General features: G+C 70.9%; 19 protein-coding genes. 8 read left to right on the top strand and 11 right to left on the bottom strand.

Features of this window, described 5'->3' with window-relative positions; genetic code table 11:
* Positions 1-40 precede the first annotated feature (40 nt).
* Positions 41-1171, top strand: coding sequence for an NADH:flavin oxidoreductase (locus OHA89_RS01905; RefSeq protein ID WP_266615658.1), 1131 nt, complete (start codon positions 41-43; stop codon positions 1169-1171).
* Between the two features lie 796 nt (positions 1172-1967).
* Positions 1968-2555 carry a pentapeptide repeat-containing protein gene (locus tag OHA89_RS01900; protein ID WP_406364988.1) on the top strand — a complete coding sequence of 196 codons (588 nt, stop codon included), beginning with the start codon at positions 1968-1970 and terminating at the stop codon, positions 2553-2555.
* A 238-nt stretch (positions 2556-2793) separates the two neighbouring features.
* On the opposite strand, the gene OHA89_RS01895 is transcribed toward OHA89_RS01900, so the two are convergent.
* Both OHA89_RS01895 and OHA89_RS01890 read right to left on the bottom strand, forming a co-directional pair.
* On the bottom strand, positions 2794-3321 hold the full coding sequence (locus OHA89_RS01895) for a 2'-5' RNA ligase family protein (protein ID WP_406364987.1): 528 nt from the start codon (positions 3319-3321) through the stop codon (positions 2794-2796).
* A 209-nt stretch (positions 3322-3530) separates the two neighbouring features.
* The gene (locus OHA89_RS01890; protein WP_406364986.1) at positions 3531-5006 is read right to left on the bottom strand and encodes a PLP-dependent aminotransferase family protein; all 1476 of its coding nucleotides are present in this window, start codon (positions 5004-5006) and stop codon (positions 3531-3533) included.
* 96 nt (positions 5007-5102) lie between these two features.
* Between OHA89_RS01890 and OHA89_RS01885 the strand changes: the two genes are divergently transcribed.
* Both OHA89_RS01885 and OHA89_RS01880 read left to right on the top strand, forming a co-directional pair.
* Positions 5103-6713 (top strand): DUF885 family protein, encoded by a 1611-nt coding sequence (locus OHA89_RS01885; RefSeq protein ID WP_406364985.1) that lies wholly within the window; start codon positions 5103-5105, stop codon positions 6711-6713.
* Entirely contained in the window at positions 6710-7348 is a 639-nt protein-coding gene (locus tag OHA89_RS01880) for a LysE family translocator (RefSeq protein ID WP_266615651.1), read from the top strand. Before OHA89_RS01885 ends, OHA89_RS01880 begins: the two co-directional genes overlap by 4 nt.
* A 208-nt stretch (positions 7349-7556) precedes the next feature.
* On the opposite strand, the gene OHA89_RS01875 is transcribed toward OHA89_RS01880, so the two are convergent.
* Complete coding sequence (locus OHA89_RS01875) at positions 7557-7997, bottom strand: VOC family protein (protein ID WP_406364983.1); 441 nt, start codon at positions 7995-7997, stop codon at positions 7557-7559.
* A 462-nt stretch (positions 7998-8459) separates the two neighbouring features.
* On the opposite strand from OHA89_RS01875, the gene OHA89_RS01870 reads away from it, so the two are divergent.
* Entirely contained in the window at positions 8460-8951 is a 492-nt protein-coding gene (locus OHA89_RS01870) for a hypothetical protein (protein ID WP_215145508.1), read from the top strand.
* Positions 8952-9403: 452 nt separating this feature from the next.
* Here the strand turns inward: OHA89_RS01870 and OHA89_RS01865 are convergent, their stop codons facing one another.
* Complete coding sequence (locus OHA89_RS01865; RefSeq protein ID WP_266615648.1) at positions 9404-10354, bottom strand: SDR family NAD(P)-dependent oxidoreductase; 951 nt, start codon at positions 10352-10354, stop codon at positions 9404-9406.
* A gap of 351 nt (positions 10355-10705) precedes the next feature.
* Entirely contained in the window at positions 10706-11371 is a 666-nt protein-coding gene (locus tag OHA89_RS01860; RefSeq protein ID WP_266615646.1) for a DUF4232 domain-containing protein, read from the bottom strand.
* Between the two features lie 104 nt (positions 11372-11475).
* Here OHA89_RS01860 and OHA89_RS01855 point away from each other — a divergent pair, with 104 nt between their 5' ends.
* Together OHA89_RS01855 and OHA89_RS01850 are read left to right on the top strand one after the other, a co-directional pair.
* A complete protein-coding gene (locus OHA89_RS01855) occupies positions 11476-12000 on the top strand; it encodes a SigE family RNA polymerase sigma factor (protein WP_266615644.1) in 525 nt (174 codons plus the stop codon).
* Positions 11993-12715 carry a DUF4232 domain-containing protein gene (locus tag OHA89_RS01850; RefSeq protein WP_266615642.1) on the top strand — a complete coding sequence of 241 codons (723 nt, stop codon included), beginning with the start codon at positions 11993-11995 and terminating at the stop codon, positions 12713-12715. The genes OHA89_RS01855 and OHA89_RS01850 overlap by 8 nt, the downstream gene beginning before the upstream one ends.
* Before the next feature lie 366 nt (positions 12716-13081).
* On the opposite strand, the gene OHA89_RS01845 is transcribed toward OHA89_RS01850, so the two are convergent.
* From OHA89_RS01845 to OHA89_RS01820, 6 genes are all read right to left on the bottom strand, one after another.
* Positions 13082-13384, bottom strand: coding sequence for an alpha/beta fold hydrolase (locus OHA89_RS01845; RefSeq protein WP_406364982.1), 303 nt, complete (start codon positions 13382-13384; stop codon positions 13082-13084).
* A 9-nt stretch (positions 13385-13393) separates the two neighbouring features.
* Positions 13394-13687 (bottom strand): alpha/beta fold hydrolase, encoded by a 294-nt coding sequence (locus OHA89_RS01840; RefSeq protein ID WP_266615639.1) that lies wholly within the window; start codon positions 13685-13687, stop codon positions 13394-13396.
* Positions 13684-13932, bottom strand: coding sequence for an alpha/beta fold hydrolase (locus tag OHA89_RS01835; RefSeq protein ID WP_266615637.1), 249 nt, complete (start codon positions 13930-13932; stop codon positions 13684-13686). Before OHA89_RS01835 ends, OHA89_RS01840 begins: the two co-directional genes overlap by 4 nt.
* On the bottom strand, positions 13929-14069 hold the full coding sequence (locus tag OHA89_RS01830; protein ID WP_266615635.1) for a heme-binding protein: 141 nt from the start codon (positions 14067-14069) through the stop codon (positions 13929-13931). The genes OHA89_RS01835 and OHA89_RS01830 overlap by 4 nt, the downstream gene beginning before the upstream one ends.
* A gap of 17 nt (positions 14070-14086) precedes the next feature.
* Positions 14087-14746 (bottom strand): alpha/beta hydrolase, encoded by a 660-nt coding sequence (locus OHA89_RS01825; protein ID WP_406364981.1) that lies wholly within the window; start codon positions 14744-14746, stop codon positions 14087-14089.
* A gap of 256 nt (positions 14747-15002) precedes the next feature.
* Complete coding sequence (locus OHA89_RS01820; RefSeq protein WP_406364980.1) at positions 15003-15653, bottom strand: HD domain-containing protein; 651 nt, start codon at positions 15651-15653, stop codon at positions 15003-15005.
* 71 nt (positions 15654-15724) lie between these two features.
* On the opposite strand from OHA89_RS01820, the gene OHA89_RS01815 reads away from it, so the two are divergent.
* A complete protein-coding gene (locus OHA89_RS01815) occupies positions 15725-16690 on the top strand; it encodes a GlxA family transcriptional regulator (RefSeq protein WP_266615629.1) in 966 nt (321 codons plus the stop codon).
* The last annotated feature ends 19 nt before the right edge of the window (positions 16691-16709 follow it).

Genomic DNA, 16709 nt, shown 5'->3' with positions numbered 1-16709 from the left:
GTCACCCTGACGAGCCACAGCCTCAACCCGGAGGACCCGCATGACCGTCACCACGTCCACCGCCTCCCGCGCCGCCGAGATCTTGTCCCGGCCCGTCAAGCTGAACGGCCTGACCGTCCCCAACCGCATCGCGATGGCGCCGATGACGCGGATGTTCTCCCCCGGCGGCGTGCCCGGCGAGGACGTGCAGGCGTACTACGCCAGCCGGGCCGCCGCGGGTGTGGGCTTGATCGTCACCGAGGGAACCTACGTCGGTCACGACTCTGCCGGGCAGAGCGACCGGGTGCCGCGGTTCCACGGCGAGGACCAGCTGGCTGGGTGGGCGAAGGTCGCCGCGGCCGTGCACGAGGCGGGCGGCACGATCGTGCCTCAGCTGTGGCACATAGGCATGGTGCGCAAGCAGGGCGAGGCACCGTACGCCGACGCCCCCGCCGTCGGCCCCTCCGGCATCCGCGTCGACGGCACCGAGGGGACCGGCAAGGCGATGACCCGCGCCGACCTCGACGACGTCATCGGCGCGTTCGCCGACGCCGCCGCGGAGGCCGAGCGGATCGGCTTCGACGGCGTCGAACTGCACGGCGCCCACGGCTACCTGCTCGACCAGTTCCTGTGGGAGCGGACCAACCGCCGCACCGACGCCTACGGCGGCAACGCGGTGGCCCGTACGAAGTTCGCCGCCGAGATCGTGGCCGCGGTCCGCGAGCGCGTCCCGGCCGACTTCCCGGTGATCTTCCGCTACTCGCAGTGGAAGCAGGAGGCCTACGACGCACGGCTCGCGCAGACCCCGGAGGAGCTGGAGGCGATCCTGGCCCCGCTGGCGGCGGCGGGCGTCGACGCGTTCCACGCCTCCACCCGGCGCTACTGGCTCCCGGAGTTCGAGGGCTCGGACCTGAACCTGGCAGGCTGGACCAAGAAGCTCACCGGCCGGCCGACCATCACGGTCGGTTCGGTAGGCCTCGACGGCGACTTCATCCGCGCCTTCGTCGGCGAGGGTGCGGCGCTCGGCGACATCGACAACCTCCTGGACCGCATGGAACGCGACGAGTTCGACATGGTCGCCGTCGGCCGGGCGCTGCTCCAGGACCCGCAGTGGGCGGCGAAGGTTCTCGGCAACCGCTTCGACGAGCTGAAGCCGTACGACGCGGCGGCGCTCAGGTCGCTCAGCCGGTAGCCGGTAGCCGTGCGGACGGTTGGTCCGAGTCCGAGGACGCCCCGTGACATCGGTCCGCCGAGGTCACGGGGCGTTCGCGCTCCGGTCGAGGATTGCCGAGCCTGGCCGGTGCCGCCCGTCGCCACTTCCCTGACGACTTGCTCGACCTCCAGGCCGCATGGCTGCTCACCCGTGCGCCGACCTGGCCCGCCAGCCCGCCAGCCCTGGCACCACCACGCTCTGACGGCGGCTCATCACCCTTTCCTGCCGCATCTCCGCACACCCTTACTGGGCCGTCCCGGGCCGCTCGCAGGCGGCCCGGGTTTCCGGACGATCCGGTCGCCGTTCAGCAGCGGTGGACCCGGATCTTCAACCGTCTGGCGCGGGATCCGGCCGAGGGGCCACGAGATGCGGATGGCTCCGCTACCACCCTCGCCGCCGCACGTGGCTCGGCGGGCGCCGTCCCGGCCGAGCCGGTGGTCCCGCGCACCGTCAGCAGGCCGCGCCCGTACGGAAGTCGGGCCGCGGCAGGTAGCCGTTCCCGGGTCCGGGAACGGTGCCACCTGGGGTGATGGATCGTTCCCATATTCGGGACTCGCGTTGATGAGGGGGATGCGGGGTGGTTCACGAGAGGGCTGGTCGGTCACCGTGGTCCGCCGCGTCGACTGCTGTGCCCCGCATCACACGTTCACAGGACCGTGGGCGCGACCAGAAGAGTGCCTCCCATCCCTCAAGGGTGAGAAGGACTGGGACGGGGGGCAGGCCTGGAGGGGCTCGCGTCATCCAGCGGGAACCTGACCCATTGAAAGGACTCAGGATGCGAACGAACATCACCATCCCCCGTACCCTGATCGCCGCGCTCGTCCTCGCCGGCTACGCCCTGACCGTCCCTGCCGCCCAGGCCACCCCCACCCTCAGAGCGGCCGCCGCCTCTCAGCGAGCCGATGCCGACCAAGTCGCCCTGCTCAAGAGGAGCCTGTCGGAATGGAACCAATGGCGTACGGACAACCCCGATATCAAGCCCGACCTCGCCGGCGCTGACCTCACGGAGGCGAACCTGCTTGAGGCCAACCTCTCCGGTGCTGACCTCACGGAAGCGAACCTCGTTGATGCCAACCTCACCGACGCGAACCTCACCGACGCGAACCTCACCAGCGCAAGACTGGAGCGCGCCATCCTCATTGGTGCCAACCTCACCAACGCCAACGCCCTGAGCGCCAACCTCGAGGGAGCCAACCTCAGCAACGGCAACCTCCGTCACGCCGTCCTCGCCAGCGCCAACCTCACCCGCGCCAACCTCCATGACGCCGACCTCACCGAGGCCAACCTCGACGGCGCCAACCTCACCGACACCGACCTCAGCTGCCGCAACCACCCCGTCTGCGTGTCCTCCTCTGCCGGGTGACGGCAAATAGACGACTGCGACACCGCGAGCGACGGGCTGCCCAGGTGGGTGCCCTCGCGCGGTGCTCCGGGGAAGACGCCATGCGATGACCTCCACGGGCTTGTCCGCGCTCGTGCCCACCGAGCCACGCGATCCGCCGCCGCCCCGGACGGCGGCGGCCGAACGGGTCACCGGGGGGTGGGGGCGGCGCGTCGCCGGTATGACGTGCAGGGGAAGCGCCCACGCATCGCACGGGTGTTCACGGCCCGTCCGGGACGCCGAGCGGCGCGGTGAACCGCGACTGCCAGCCTTCCTCCGTCAGCACCACCAGCTGGACCGCCGCCGCACGGGTGCGCAGGGGCAGCAGGCTGCCGATCGCAGCGCGGACATGGGTGGCAGCCGTCGGGTCGTCCGCGCCCATGGCGACCGTGACATGGGCGGCGGGCCGCGCCCCGAAGCGGCCCTTGTACGGGCGCAACCCGGGCCACTGGGCGCGGAACGCATCGACGATCGGCTGGAGTCCCGGAACGGTGACGGCGACGAAGCCGGACTCCGTCACGACCTCCGCCAAGAGCAGATCAGCTGCCGGAAAGCTCGCCGCCAGGGAACGCACGCCCTTCTCGTCCTGACCCGTCAGCGCCGATTCCGGTACGAACGGGTAGAGGAGCGAGACGTGCGCCGGCACCCCACGACGCACGAGAGCCGGGTCGATACGCCACGCCGCATCGAGGAGCGGGGCGGCATCGGGCAAGACAATGACGACGGCAGTGGTCCCTGGCTCTGGCATTCCATCATCATCGCAGGCCAGGTACGGGACCCGAGAATGTCAGTCTGGGGTTGCGGGGTGGTTGGGGGGGGTCCGGCCCAAGCTGCGTGACGTGGTGTCACGGCGTCAGGCCGGAAGGACGCGCTCTGCCCGCCTGGCGAGCTTGCGCGCCGCCTGGTCGACACCACCTTACGCGCCGTGACCGTGACCGGCCCGCCCGGTGAACGGGCTCAGACCAGCGGGGATTCCTGTTCAGGGGCGGGGCCGTGTCGGCGGAAGTCGGCCCAGGCCCGGGTCAGCCGGTGGACTGCTTCGGTCAGGACGTCCGGGGGGTAGGTGAAGGGGAGGCGGATGAAGGAGTCGTGGCGGCCACTGGGATCGGTGGTCCGTCCCGCCACCACCTCGACCTCGTGGCGCAGCGCGACTTGTGCGAACGCGCCGGCATCGGCTTCGGGAAGCTCGATCCACAGGGCCGACCCCCCGACGGGAGGCTCCCACCTCCAGTCCGGCAGCGACTGCTCCAGCAGTCCGGTCAGGTGGCGCAGCCGACGGGCGGCGGACTGGGCCTGTGTCTGCTCGAGTTCGGCGAGGCGGGGCAGCAGCCGGACGGCGACGGCCTGGTCGAGGACGGGGGTGCCGAGATCGGCCAGCGCCTTGTGGCGGGCGAACCGCGCTGCGACGGGTTCCTCCGCACGCAGCCAGCCCACCCGCAGCCCGCCCCATACCGACTTCGACAGTGAACCGATGGTCAGTACCTCACCGCCCCGGGGAGCGAGGGCTCCCAGCGGCGGCGGCAGCTCGCCCCGGGTGCCGATGCGCCCCGAATAGGCGAGGTCCTCCACGACGGCCACATCGTGCTGCTGGGCCAGCTCGGCGATGCGGCGGCGCCGGGACGCGCTCATCAGCCGGCCGGTGGGGTTGTGAAAGCTCGGCATGACGAACAACAGGTCCGGCTCGTGCTCGGCCAGAGCTGCGGCCAGCAGGTCCGGCCGCATTCCCTCCTCGTCGAGCGGTACACCGACCGTCCGGGCGCCGTGCGCGGAGAACAGGTCGAAGCAGCCGGGCCAGCTGGGGGACTCGACGACGACCGTACTGCCCGGCCGCAGGTACATCTGGGCGGTCAGGGCGATGGCCTGGTGGGCGCCCGTCGTCACCACCACCTCGTCGGGCGAGGTGGGCAGCCCCAGCCCGCTGATGTGCACGGCGATCTGCTCACGCAGCGCGTACAGCCCCCGCGGGTGATAGCCGGCGTCGGAGAGCAGGTGGGGGAGGTCGTCCGCGATCACGTCGCGCAGTGCCTCGGCGAGTTCGGGCGCGCCCGCGTCCGCGGCGTACGCCAGGGAAATCACGCTGCCCGGACCCCGAGAGAGCCGAGCGAAGACCGAATCGGCCTGCCCCCGCCGCAGTTCGTGCCCCAAGCGGCGGCCGCCCCCCGCCCTTTTGGCCACTCGGGTGCCACTGCCCCGCCTGCTGGCAAGGGTGCCGTCGGCCCGCAGCTCGTCGTAGGCGGCCACGACGGTCGAGCGGCTCAACGCGAGCGCGGCAGCGAGCCTGCGCTCCGACGGCAGCCGGACGCCCGGCGCCAGCTCACCCTCGTCGACGAGGTGGCGCAGCGCGGCGGCGAGCCCGCGGAACAGGGCCCCGCTCCCGGCCCACCCGTCCGGCAACAGCTCCACCAGCCGTTCCGGATTCCGCGAAAGGTCCACTTCGGCCCCCATTGGATCGTGTGGCCTGCCCCAATCCTGGATTGGCTGGTCTCAGGCCTACCACTTGACCTTATCCGCCCCGAGGAGAACGCCCCGATGCCGCCAGTCACCCCAGTCAATCCAGTCGCCCCTATTTCCCCGGCCATCTCGGCCCGCCTCCGTGCCGTCCTCGACGCGTCCGTGCCGGCCGCACGCAACGACACCGGACGCCACGAATACGACGGCCGTCCCCAAGACCTCTCCGAAGCAGGCATACGCCGCGCACTGTCGGCCATCGCCGCCGCCCGCCCCAGCGCACCGCAGCCCGGCCGGCCGCACACCCCGGCCCCGGCACACGACCCGCTCGACGAGGCGACGCTCCAGGCCTTCGAGTACGCACTGTCGCTGCGCTTCGGCGACCTCCAGATGCACCGCCGGGACCCGTACCTGCACATCGACAACCTGGATCTGAGCGGCTACGAGAACGACTACGCGCCCCAGGCCGAGCGGGCGCGCGCCCGACGGGACCACCTCGATGCCTGGCCCGACCTGGTGGCCGCCGCCGTGACCACGCTCGACCTGGTCCCCGCGGAGCAGGCCCGCGCCGCCCTGCCCGCGGTCGAGGGCCTGCGGCACCAGCTGACCCGCCCCGGACAGGAGACGACCTCCCGAGACCGGCGGGCCGCTGAAGCGCTCGCGCGTCTCGAAGCCCACCTGCGGACAACGGCCCGGGGCGAGCGCGCCGCACCGGTACTGGGCGAGGACGGCCTCACCCGGATGCTGGCGGCCACCGAAGGCAGCGAGGTCGACCTCGGGAGCCTGGCCGTACGCACCGACGCGGAACGAGACCGCCTCACACAGCTCCTGGAGGAGGCCTGCCGCCGTATCGACCCCAGCGCCGACGTGGTCACGACACTGCACCACCTGGACGACGACCACCCCACCGCCTTCGGCCTGCTGGCCGCCACCCGCGAGGCGGTCAAGACCGTCACCGACTGGGCCGACAGGACCCAGCTGATACCCGGCGGGCACCTCACGTGCCGGGTCGGCCTTCTCCCAGAGTCACAGAGTCACGAGGTCGCGACCATGACGGCCGCCGCCCCGGGGGAGCCGGACCGTCCGGGCTGGTTCCGGGTCCGCCGTCCGCCCGAGCAGTGGCCGGCCCGGGACCGCGACGCCTGGCTGCGCACGTACAGCCGCCACCAGCTGTTGAACATCGCCGTGCACGAGGTCGCCCCAGGACACCTGGCGCACCGCCGGATCCTGCGCCACGTCCCGGGTGAAGTGCGCCGCAGCCTGCAGTCGTACGCGACCAGCGAAGGCTGGGCGCACTACTGCGAGGAGATGGCCCTGGAGGCGGGCTTCGGTGACGGCGACCCCCGGCACACCGCGGCCGTCGCCCGCGACGCACTGCTGCGCCTGACACGCCTGGCCTGCGTCATCGGGCTGCACACCGGCGAACTCACCCACCAACAGGCGGCCGCCCGGTTCGAAGCAGAGGCGCACACACCCCCGGCACTCGCCGCACAGCAGGCCACGCGCTGCCTGCTCGACCCCCAGGCGGGCGACTACACCCGCGGGAAGTTCGCGATCCTCGACCTGCGTGACCAGGCGCGCCGGCACTGGGGGACCGGCTTCACCCACACGCGCTTCCACACGGCGCTGCTCAACCTGGGCGCGCCCCCACTGACCCTGCTGCCGGCCCTGCTCGGAGCGGGCCGGCGATGAGCGTCCTCTCCGACCCGCAGCAGCTGCTGCTCTTCGTGGGCGCGTCCGCCGCCCTCGTAGGCCTGCCCGGACCGAACCTCGTCTACATCTGCACGCGCAGCGTCGCCCAGGGCACCGGCGCCGGGATGGTTTCGGCACTCGGGGTGGAGACCGGCACCGTGATACACGCCCTCGCCACCGCCTTCGGAGTCGCGGCCCTCGTCTCCGCAGAACCGGCAGCACTGAAAGCCCTCACCCTGCTCGGCGCCGCCTACCTCCTCTACCTCGGAATCCGTTCCCTCACCGGAGCCGGCTCGCCCGGCAACTCGGCCCAGCCCGTACCCAGGAGGCTCTGGAGCGTCTACCGCGAAGGGATCCTCGTCAATGTCCTCAACCCGAAGGTCATGCTCTTCTTCCTGGCCTTCCTGCCGCAGTGGGTGAGCCAGGATGCCAGCGGTGCCCAGACCCGCACGGAACTGCTGATACTCGCCGCGATCACCTTCACGGTCGCGCTGGCCATGGACTTGGGGTACGCGGCTACCGCCGGCGCGCTCGGGAGAAGGCTGCGCGGTCGCGCAGCGCCGGGCCGAGGCAGGGCCCGGTACCTCGTCGCGCTGGTCTACCTCGGGCTCGCGGCCGCCGCCATGTTCAGCTGACGGCAGCCGCCGGGCGCCGACAACGCGCCCGGACCCGCCCTCCCCGTCCGCTACACGCTCGTCGCCACCCCACCCAGCAAATGCTGACCACCTCGCTGCCCGAATTCGGTGCCGGGCCCGGCCGTGCTGCGGGCGGGGGTGGCCTACGAGCCCAGGCGGGTCACGTCACGGGCCAGCAGGTTCGGCTGCATGGTTCGGTTTCTCCTTCTCAGTGCAGTTGCTCGGCCAGTCCGACGATGATGCCCTCCGGGCCGCGGACGTAGCAGAGCAGATAGCTGTCCTCGAACCGGGTGATCTCGCCGACGAGTTCGGCGCCGTGAGGGCGCAGGCGGGCAACGGTGTCCTCGATGTCGTCGACGGCGAACATGACCCGGTGCGTGCCCAGAATGTTGTGCGGCCGGTTGCGCGGCCCGGCGCTGATCACCGAGGGGCTGCGGTACTTCGCCAGCTCGAGCCGGCTGTGACCGTCCGGGGTCCGGAGCATCGCGATGTCACAGCGGACGCCGTCGAGTCCGGTGCACTGGTCGGCGACGAGGCCCTCGACCTCCGCCCTGCCCTCCAGCTCCATACCGAGTTCCACGAAGAACGCGATGGCGGCATCCATGTCCTCTACGACGATGCCGACGTTGTCCATCCGCTGAATCGCCATGCTGTTTTCTCCTTGTTCCTCGTGCGGCCGGTGGTGGCCGCTGATGTCCCTGGGACGGAGCCGGTGGCACGTTCTCGACATCCTCAGACCGCCGGACTCCGAAAAGTCTGGATCGCGCCTCAGCACCGCTACAGCAGACCCGCGCAGACCTGCGGCGGCAGCAGGGTGGAGAACAGTACGAAAGAGGGCAAGAGCGCACTCGTGAACCCGAGCGTCCCGAAGCCATGGCCGCACCGGTGACCATCGCGGGCCGGATGCTGCGCACCTTCAGGCCTGCTCACCCCGCTGTTCCCGGTCATCGGGGAAGCCACCCGCCGGACGTGCCGCCTCGATAGGTACCCGCCAGTAGATTTCCAACAGGGCCTGGCTACAGTGATCTTGACTAACCGCCAGCGATGTTCGAAGCCGGCGGGAGAACGTGCGTGCGGCGGCGTGCCGTCGCGCGCGGGAACGAAGGAAAACATGGGTTCGATACACAAGCGCGTCGGCGCGGTCCTCGGTTCGGCCGCCCTGTTCGTCGGCGTGGCGCTCACGGCCGGGGCCGGAACCGCCAGTGCCGACGAGACGGGTGACCTCGCGTCCGACATCGATGTCTCGGTGTCCACGACCGGGGTCTCGGGTCTTGCTGCGATGTCGGCGGACGGGTCGCTTACAGTCCACATCACCAGCCCCAGGGACGGCCACGACATGGGCTTCGTCCGGTGGAACGCGGACCCGCAGCCCGCGCCCGACATCCCGGGCGACTCCCTCATCGCCAAGGACATCAGCCCCGACGGCTGGGCGGTCGAGGCCGAGCTGAGCACCGGCCGCATCGCCTCCACGCGCGGCCACAAGGCGATCTACATGAAGGTCGTATCCGGCAACCTGCCCGAGGGGCACCCGTACAAGCTGCGTGGGTGCGTCGTGAAGGGCAGCGAGCGCCAGTGCACCCCATGGCGCCCGGTCCACGCCTGATCCGCTGAAGGGCCGGGCCGCTCAGCGGCCCGGCCGACGCGACGGCGCTCGCTCGAATGCTGTCCCGGCTCCCGTCACGCAGGGCTGGCCGCCTGAGGACGCTCACGCCGCACTGCTCACCCGCCATGAACGCCGCGATCGGCGAGAGCCTCCGCCTCCGCCTTCGGCGCGAAGCCGCCGGACCGCCCGCGCTCTTCCCACAGTCGCCCACCCGCCGGGCCGGCTAAGGAGCCCGAGAGTCTGTCCCTGCCTGCCCGGTGCTGGCCGCGCTTCCGTGATGACTGCGCCAGAAGGACGGCCCGCGTCCATACCAGGCAGTCACCTGAGCAGCGCGGGGCTCCGCGCTCGAAGTAATCGCGGCCAGCGGCAGGCTGGTCTTCACGGAAGAACGATCCAGAACCCCCGGTTGGCCACTCTGAGCACGCCAGTTGTCCACGGCCTGCTCGGTTGGCCTATCCGCGCAGATTGGCGGGGTCGACGTTGGTCAGGTTGCGGCTGGCGTCCCACAACCGCGCCGCGACAGCGGTGTCGGCGAGATGACTCCATACCGCTTCTTGTCGAGGTGTACCGCGCAGACCGAAGAGACGTGGTCCCCACAGCTGTCCTCCGCGCGTGGCCGGGTCGAGCACCGCTCGGACCGCTGGCCATGCGCCGGCGTGCTTGCCTTGGACGAGTAGAGCGGCGGGTGCCGTGCGCAGCCGCGCGCCGACGCTTCGCACATGGACCGGTGGTCGTGACGGGGTGAGGGAGTCCAGCGCGCCGCCGGGGTGGACCACCACGCTCTCCGCCGAGCTGCCGAGGGTGCGCAGGCGGCGGCCGAGTTCGAGCCCGAAGTACATCTGTGCCAGCTTGGATCGTCCGTAGGTGCGTTTGGCCCGGTAGTCCCGCCGGGACTGGAGGTCGTCCAGGTCCAGCCGTTCCGATTTCGCCGCGAAACTGCCGACGGTCACGACACGTGCCGCCGGTGCGGCCGACAGCAGCGGCATCAGTCGGCCGGTCAGCGCGAAGTGTCCGAGGTGATTCGTACCGAACATGAGTTCATGACCGTCTCCTGTCTCGCGACGCGGCGGGTCGTCGAACGCGACGCCTGCGTTGTGGACCACCGCATCGAGGGCATTCACCTCCAGGGATTCCACCACTGCGCTGAGCGACGGCAGGTCGGCGAGGTCCAGCGGTATGGCGCGTACCTCCGCGCCGGGCACGCGCGAGCGGATAGAGGTCATGGCGGCTTCGGCTCTCTCCGGGTTGCGGCTGCCCAGCACGACGGTGGCTCCGGTCGCGGAAAGCTGCTCTGCGATGAAGTACCCGATGCCCGCGTTGGCACCGGTGACCAGGAAGACGCTGCCCTCGGCACGCGGCAGCCGGTGAACATCCCAGGGCGGGGTGGAGGGCGTTGGCGACATGACGGGAGGCTCCCTTGATCCGGCAGGACGAGGCGATTTGCGGCCGCTCCAAGGGGAGCGGCTTGTCATCCACGGTTCCAGCGAGAACCGACACATCGCCCATAGACCACCGACCGCCACGGCCGGGATACCGACACTCCGCCGACAGGCGGCGCCGACTTGCCGCGTAAGCCGGTCGCTGCCCCTGAGCGCGCCAATTGGGTTCTGCCCGCCCTTCCGTGAAGGCCCAACCCCGGCGCCGGTCCCGACTGCTATCAGCGAAGGAGTTCCGCTGCTCTGGCGTGGACAGGGACTCGGAGTGTGCGGCAGGCGGAGCCTTCACGGAAGCGCGGTGGTCCGGGTTGAGGTTCGTCAGGACGACGTGATGAAGCGCAGGGCTAGGCCGGGGGCCGTTGTCCAGTAGGTGACGCGGGCACCGTCGTCGAAAGCCACCCGGCCGGGCAGGTCGAGGTTGATCGGCTCGCTCACTTTGCTGCCGAGGTCGGGGCCCTGGAGGCTGAGGGGGATGGTGTTCGTGTCGTACGTATCCATGCCGCCGCCGCTGGCGAGCAGGGCTGCGTACGCCTTCTCACCCGGAGCGAGGGTGGCGGGCGCATCCGCGCTGTCCTTGATCACGGCGAAGGCTTCCCTGGCATAGGCGAACTTCAGGTAGGGGTAGTGGTAGACGTTGCACCTCTTGTTCCCGGTGTTGGTGACGGTGAGGAGGAGGTGCCTGACGCTCTTGCCCTCCTCGTCCTCGTTCGTGGCGGAGAACGCGAGGTCGCCTTCCGCACACGCGACAACGGCGGCGCTGTTGCTGCTACTCGCCTCGCCGCCGGTGTTTCCCGAACCGCCGCCCGGCTTCGCCGAAGCCGTCTCACCCGCCTTCGGCGAGCTCGTCGCGCTCGGCCGGTCCGAGGGCTTGAAGTCGTCCGATCCATCGGCCCCGCTCGACTCGCATGCCGTGCCCGCCAGCAGCAGCGCACCCAGAGCGGCCACGACCGCCGCATTGCTGGTTACCTTGTTTCCCCTGGTCAACGGAGCCCCCTTGTGGTGTGCTTCGATTTACACGACCTGTACGCATGCCAGAAGTCACGGGGTTGCATGCGGAACGAAAAAAGTTTTGGACCGATGGGGGCGGCATGACGGAGGACGAGTTCGACGCGTTCTACGCGTCGGCGTTCCCGCGGGTCGTCGGCCAGGTGTACTCCTTCACCGGTGACCACGGCCAGGCCCAGGACGTTGTCCAAGAGGCCTTCATACGTGCCTGGGACCGGCGGGGTGACTTCCTTGCCACCGAGGCCCCGGAAGCCTGGATCCGCACCGTCGCGATGCGTCTCGCGGTCAGTCACTGGCGGCGGGCGCGACGGTGGCTGGAGCTGATACGCCACACCCCACTGCCCGGTCACGCCCCCGGCCCCGACCCCGAGCACGTCGCCCTTGTCGCGGCGCTGCGACAGCTTCCGGAGCCCCAGCGCCTGGCGATCGTGCTGCACCACCTGTGTGACCTCAGCGTGGAGCAGGTAGCCTCCGAGACCGGCGCCCCGGCCGGTACGGTCAAGGCCCGCCTTTCCCGCGGCCGTGCAGCCCTCGCCAAGCTGCTGCCGGCGAACGAGGTCGGCGTAGCGGGCGGGAGTGGCGAGAAGAAGGAGGATGACCGTGGCTGATGACCTCTCCTCCGCCCTGCGCGAGCTGGCCGACAGCGCTGGCAGGCCCGCCCCCACGACGGGCGCGGAAGTACGCCGCCGGGCCGCCTCCCGTCGGCGCCGCCGACACACGGCCGTCGCGAGCGGCACCGCCGTAGTGGCCGCAGCCCTCGTGTTCGGCCTGACCATGGCCCTCGGCGGCCCGGAGTCCCATCGGCGCCCGGCCCCGCCCGTTGCCTCCCCGACTGTGCCGTCCCCGACTGCGCCGTCTCCCACTGCGCCGTCCCCCACTGCACCCACCGCCGTTGTCGCGTGTGCGGAAGGCGACCTCGCGTTCTCCGCCACGAACGAGGACGAGGAGGGCAAGAGCGTCAGGCACCTCCTCCTCACCGTCACCAACACCGGGAACAAGAGGTGCAACGTCTACCACTACCCCTACCTGAAGTTCGCCTATGCCAGGGAAGCCTTCGCCGTGATCAAGGACAGCGCGGATGCGCCCGCCACCCTCGCTCCGGGTGAGAAGGCGTACGCAGCCCTGCTCGCCAGCGGCGGCGGCATGGATACGTACGACACGAACACCATCCCCCTCAGCCTCCAGGGCCCCGACCTCGGCAGCAAAGTGAGCGAGCCGATCAACCTCGACCTGCCCGGCCGGGTGGCTTTCGACGACGGTGCCCGCGTCACCTACTGGACAACGGCCCCCGGCCTAGCCCTGCGCTTCATCACGTCGTCCTGACGAACCTCAACCCGGACCACCTGTCGCGACGGCGTAGCCGGGTGCTGGGGTGTGCGCGCCGCCGCCGGCGGGGACGGGAAGGGATGCCGGCAGGTGCCGACCGCCCTGCGGTGTGTGATCTGCTCGACCTTGACAGCCCGGGCCGGCACCACGTCGAAAGCGCCGCCCGGTTCAGCGGCGATGATCTCGGGCTGCTCGTCGGCGGCGAGGTCGTAGTGGATCAGGATGCGTGGACACCGGCGCGGTCGCCGTCGCGGCGGGGCCGATCGCGAACGCCGTCATGGCAGCCGCCGCAACGGTGGCCGCGACAGCGGTGAACCCCGCTTGCAGTGCAGTGCAGGCTGACTCCCCTTGTCCGTCGGGCCTTCACGCTTCCGCCACCTTGGCGTGCTCTTCGTTGAGCCACCGGGCGACGGTCGCGCCGTATGCGGCGGCGGCCTGCTCCCAGGAGAAGTGACCGGAGTCGAAGGAGACGAGGCGGCTGTTCGGGAGCCGGTCGTGCAGGTAGACGCCGTTGGACGGCGGTACGAGTTCGTCGTGCTCGGCGTTCATCACCAGCACGGGCGTCATGATCGACGGCAACAGGTCTCCGAGGACGGGGAGTTCCGCAGGGTATGCGCGGACGTAGCGAGCCGACTCGGCGAAGCGTCCGTCCTCGTAGGCGGACACGTAGTCCTCTCACACTTCGGGCTCCTCGCGCTTTGGCGCCCCCGCTTTCACCGCCGCGCCGACCGACGCACGGGCGTCGAAGTCTTTGAGGAAGCCGAGGTCCGGTGCCGCGATGATGTCCGCGAGCGCGCCGGACACGTCGAGCGGATACGCCGCCCCACCGCTGCCGAGAATGACCGATGCCACCGACTCCGGGTGGCGGGCGGTCAGGAACAGCGCCGCGCCGGTGCCGACGTCCGGGCCCAGCACGTGCGGGGCGCCCAGGCCCCATTCGCCGATCAGGGCGTGCAGGAACTCGCTCATCGCGGAGGGGGCGAAGAGCTCGGTGCGCCCTCCGAGTGGCCGAATCCGGGCAGGTCGACGGCCACCAGCCGGCCCAGTGGCGCCAGGCGCGGCCAGATGCGGCGGAACGCGAGGAGGCTCTCCGGCCACGGGCTCGTCATGAGGAGCGTCGGCCCCGGCTGTTCGCCGGTATCCAGGTGGCGGATCGCCAGGCCGTCGACGGTTCGCGTCCACAGGGCGCTCCCGGTCAGCGCTGCGCTGGTCATGATCTCTCCATTCGGGCGAACGTCAGCAGGTGTCCGCCGCCGTCGGCGACGGCGATGTTCATCGGGACGCCGATCGCCATCGCGCGGGCGCGGGCCCTCTCGACCAAGGTCTGGGCCGTGTCCAGGTTGATGTTCATGGCGTTTGCCCCTGTCGTCAGCGGTGCGAGTTCGCGGTGCCTCTGGCGGGAGCGTCGATCTGTTCGGCGATCCAGGAGGCTGCGAACGTGGTCCAGGCCATCGCGTCGCCGGCCCCTTGGGCGAGCCCGAGACTGTGGGGGCCGTGCGCGAAGACATGGACTGTGTGCGGGACCTCGTGCACGGCCAAGGCCGCGGCGAGGCGGTAGGTGTGCTCCGGAGGGACGTAGATGTCCTCGGCGGTGTGCCACAGGAAGAACGGTGGTGACTGGGCGGTCACGAGCTTGTCCAGCGATGTCTCACGCCGCAGGTGCGGTGAGGCGTCCTCGCCGAGCAGAATGATCCGCGAGGGCCGGTAGGTCTCGGTCTCCATCGACGTGATCGCGTACCCGAGTACGGCGAACTGGACCGATTCACGCAGGTCGGCGGTCGGTGCGAGCGCGGCGTGCCCGGCCAGGTGCCCTCCTGCGGAGAACCCGGTCAGACCGATGCGCTCGGCGCCCTGTTCGCGGCGGCGCCGGATCTCGGCCCGCAGCGCCAGCAGGGGCTCGGGATGGCGCGCATGGAGCGGGTACCGGAACACGCTCGCCGAGATGCCGAGCCCACCGAGCCAGCCGGCAATCGGCTCCGCTTCGTGTGCCGCGTGCTCCGCGTACCCGCCGCCGGGGAGCACGATCATGTGGATTGCCGCAGCCCGGGTCGCGCCGACGTCTGCGCGGCGCGACCGCATCGGTTCGTGTCGACTCCTCACCGCTGACCTCCATATTCGGCCATGGACGGCGTCGACGGCCTGCTCCCGTGAAACCGTACCCAGGTCATCGGCCAGCCGGACGCCCCGACACCACGCGAGGATGTGAGCGCGCGGATCTGGTGCACGGCCGCCAAAATTGGGAGTGCCCGGTGCCGAGGCTCAGCCCTGCGGCGCGGTGTTGGTGTCAGGAGCCCCAGCGTGAGGCCCGCGCGGCGAGTTCGAGGGCGGTGACGGCGCCGGGTTCGCCGCGCTCGCGGAGGAATTCGCCGGGGACGGTGTAGCGGGCGCCGGCCTGCGGGGAGCGGGCGGCCTGCCGCACGACGTCGTCGACCAGCACGGTGGCCATGTCCAGCCGCGGGTAGCGGCCGTGGAGCGCCTCGCCCTGGGCGTCGGTGACGAACTCGGTTCCGAAGCCGATGTCGACCCCGATGCCCCGGCGGGTGAGGTAGGACAGCACGCCACGGCGCTCCGCGATGCCGTCCGAGGTGTGCAGGGCGATCGCCTCCCACACCGGGTCGGTCTTGTCCGCGCCGTAGCCGTGCTCGGTGAGGAACCGGGCTGCCAGGTCGGCGCCTTCCACCTCGAATCGCGCCTGGCCCGGGGCCGACGGTGAGGCCCCGAGGTCGTGCAGGACGCAGGCGTGGAAGAGGAGTTCGGCGTCGAAGTCGATGCCGGGCTTGAGCCCTTCGTGTTCGGCCAGCAGCGCGGCGAAGACGTAGCTGCGGATGCTGTGGTTGGCGACCGGCTCGCTCTCACGCGACCGGACGAGCTCGACGGCGGCACGGGCGACGGGAGTGTCCGGGAGCGCGGGCAGGAGGCTGGCTTCAGTGTCCATGAGGCGACCGTAGGCGCGCAGCGGACCCAGCCGTGAGTGGCACTCGTGCCACGAATCGATAGAATCATGCCATGACGGATCGGGCAGCAGGCGGGGCACACCACGTGGTCGTGGTGGCCCTGGAAAACGTCCTCGCGCTGGACATCGGGATCCCGATGCAGGTCTTCGGGAGCTGGCGGGACGGCCCGTACACGCTCACGGTCTGCGCGGAGCGGCCCGGCCCCGTCCCGATGCACGGCGGCCCTGCGCTGTCCGTCGCGCACGGTCTGGACGCCCTGGCATCCGCCGACACCGTGATCGTCCCGGGCTACCTGGAGCCGGACGGGCTGGAGCCGGACCTGCCCGGCGCTGAGGTGACTGCCGCACTGGCGGGGGCGGCAGCCCGCGGCGCCCGCATGGCGTCCATCTGTACCGGCGCGTTCGCCCTCGCCGCCGCCGGTCTGCTCGACGGCCGCCGGGCAACCACGCACTGGCTGTTCGCGCAGGCGCTGGCCAGGCGGTACCCGCAGGTGACGGTCGTGCCCGAGGATCTGTACATCGACGAGGGCCAGGTGCTCACATCAGGCGGAGTCTCCTCCGGCCTGGACCTGTGCCTCCACCTCATCCGCCGCGACCACGGCCCCCGCCTGGCGAACCAGCAGGCCCGCCTGCTGGTGGCCGCCCCGCACCGCACCGGCGGCCAGGCCCCGTTCATCGACCTGCCGGTGCGACCCGAGCCCTCCGACAGCCCTGCACTCTACGACTGGGCCCTGCGCAACCTGCACCAGCCGCTCACCGTCGACCAGCTGGCGCTCCAGGCTGGCATGTCCCGCCGAACCCTGATCCGCCGCTTCCACACCGACACCGGCCTGCCGCCCATGCGCTGGCTGCTCGACGCCCGGCTCGCCCGCGCACGCGAACTCCTCGAATCCGGCGACCTCACGGTCGAAGCCGTCGCACGCCACTGCGGCCTGGGCACCCCGGCCAACTTCCGGACGCTGTTCAAGGCACACGTCGGAGTGCCGCCCAGTGTCTACCGCGAGACGTTCGTCGGCTGACGGGCACCGGGGCGCTGTG

The organism is Streptomyces sp. NBC_01546 (genome assembly GCF_045208355.1).
GTDB lineage: Bacteria > Actinomycetota > Actinomycetes > Streptomycetales > Streptomycetaceae > Streptomyces.
This window is presented reverse-complemented; position numbering and strand designations above follow the sequence as displayed.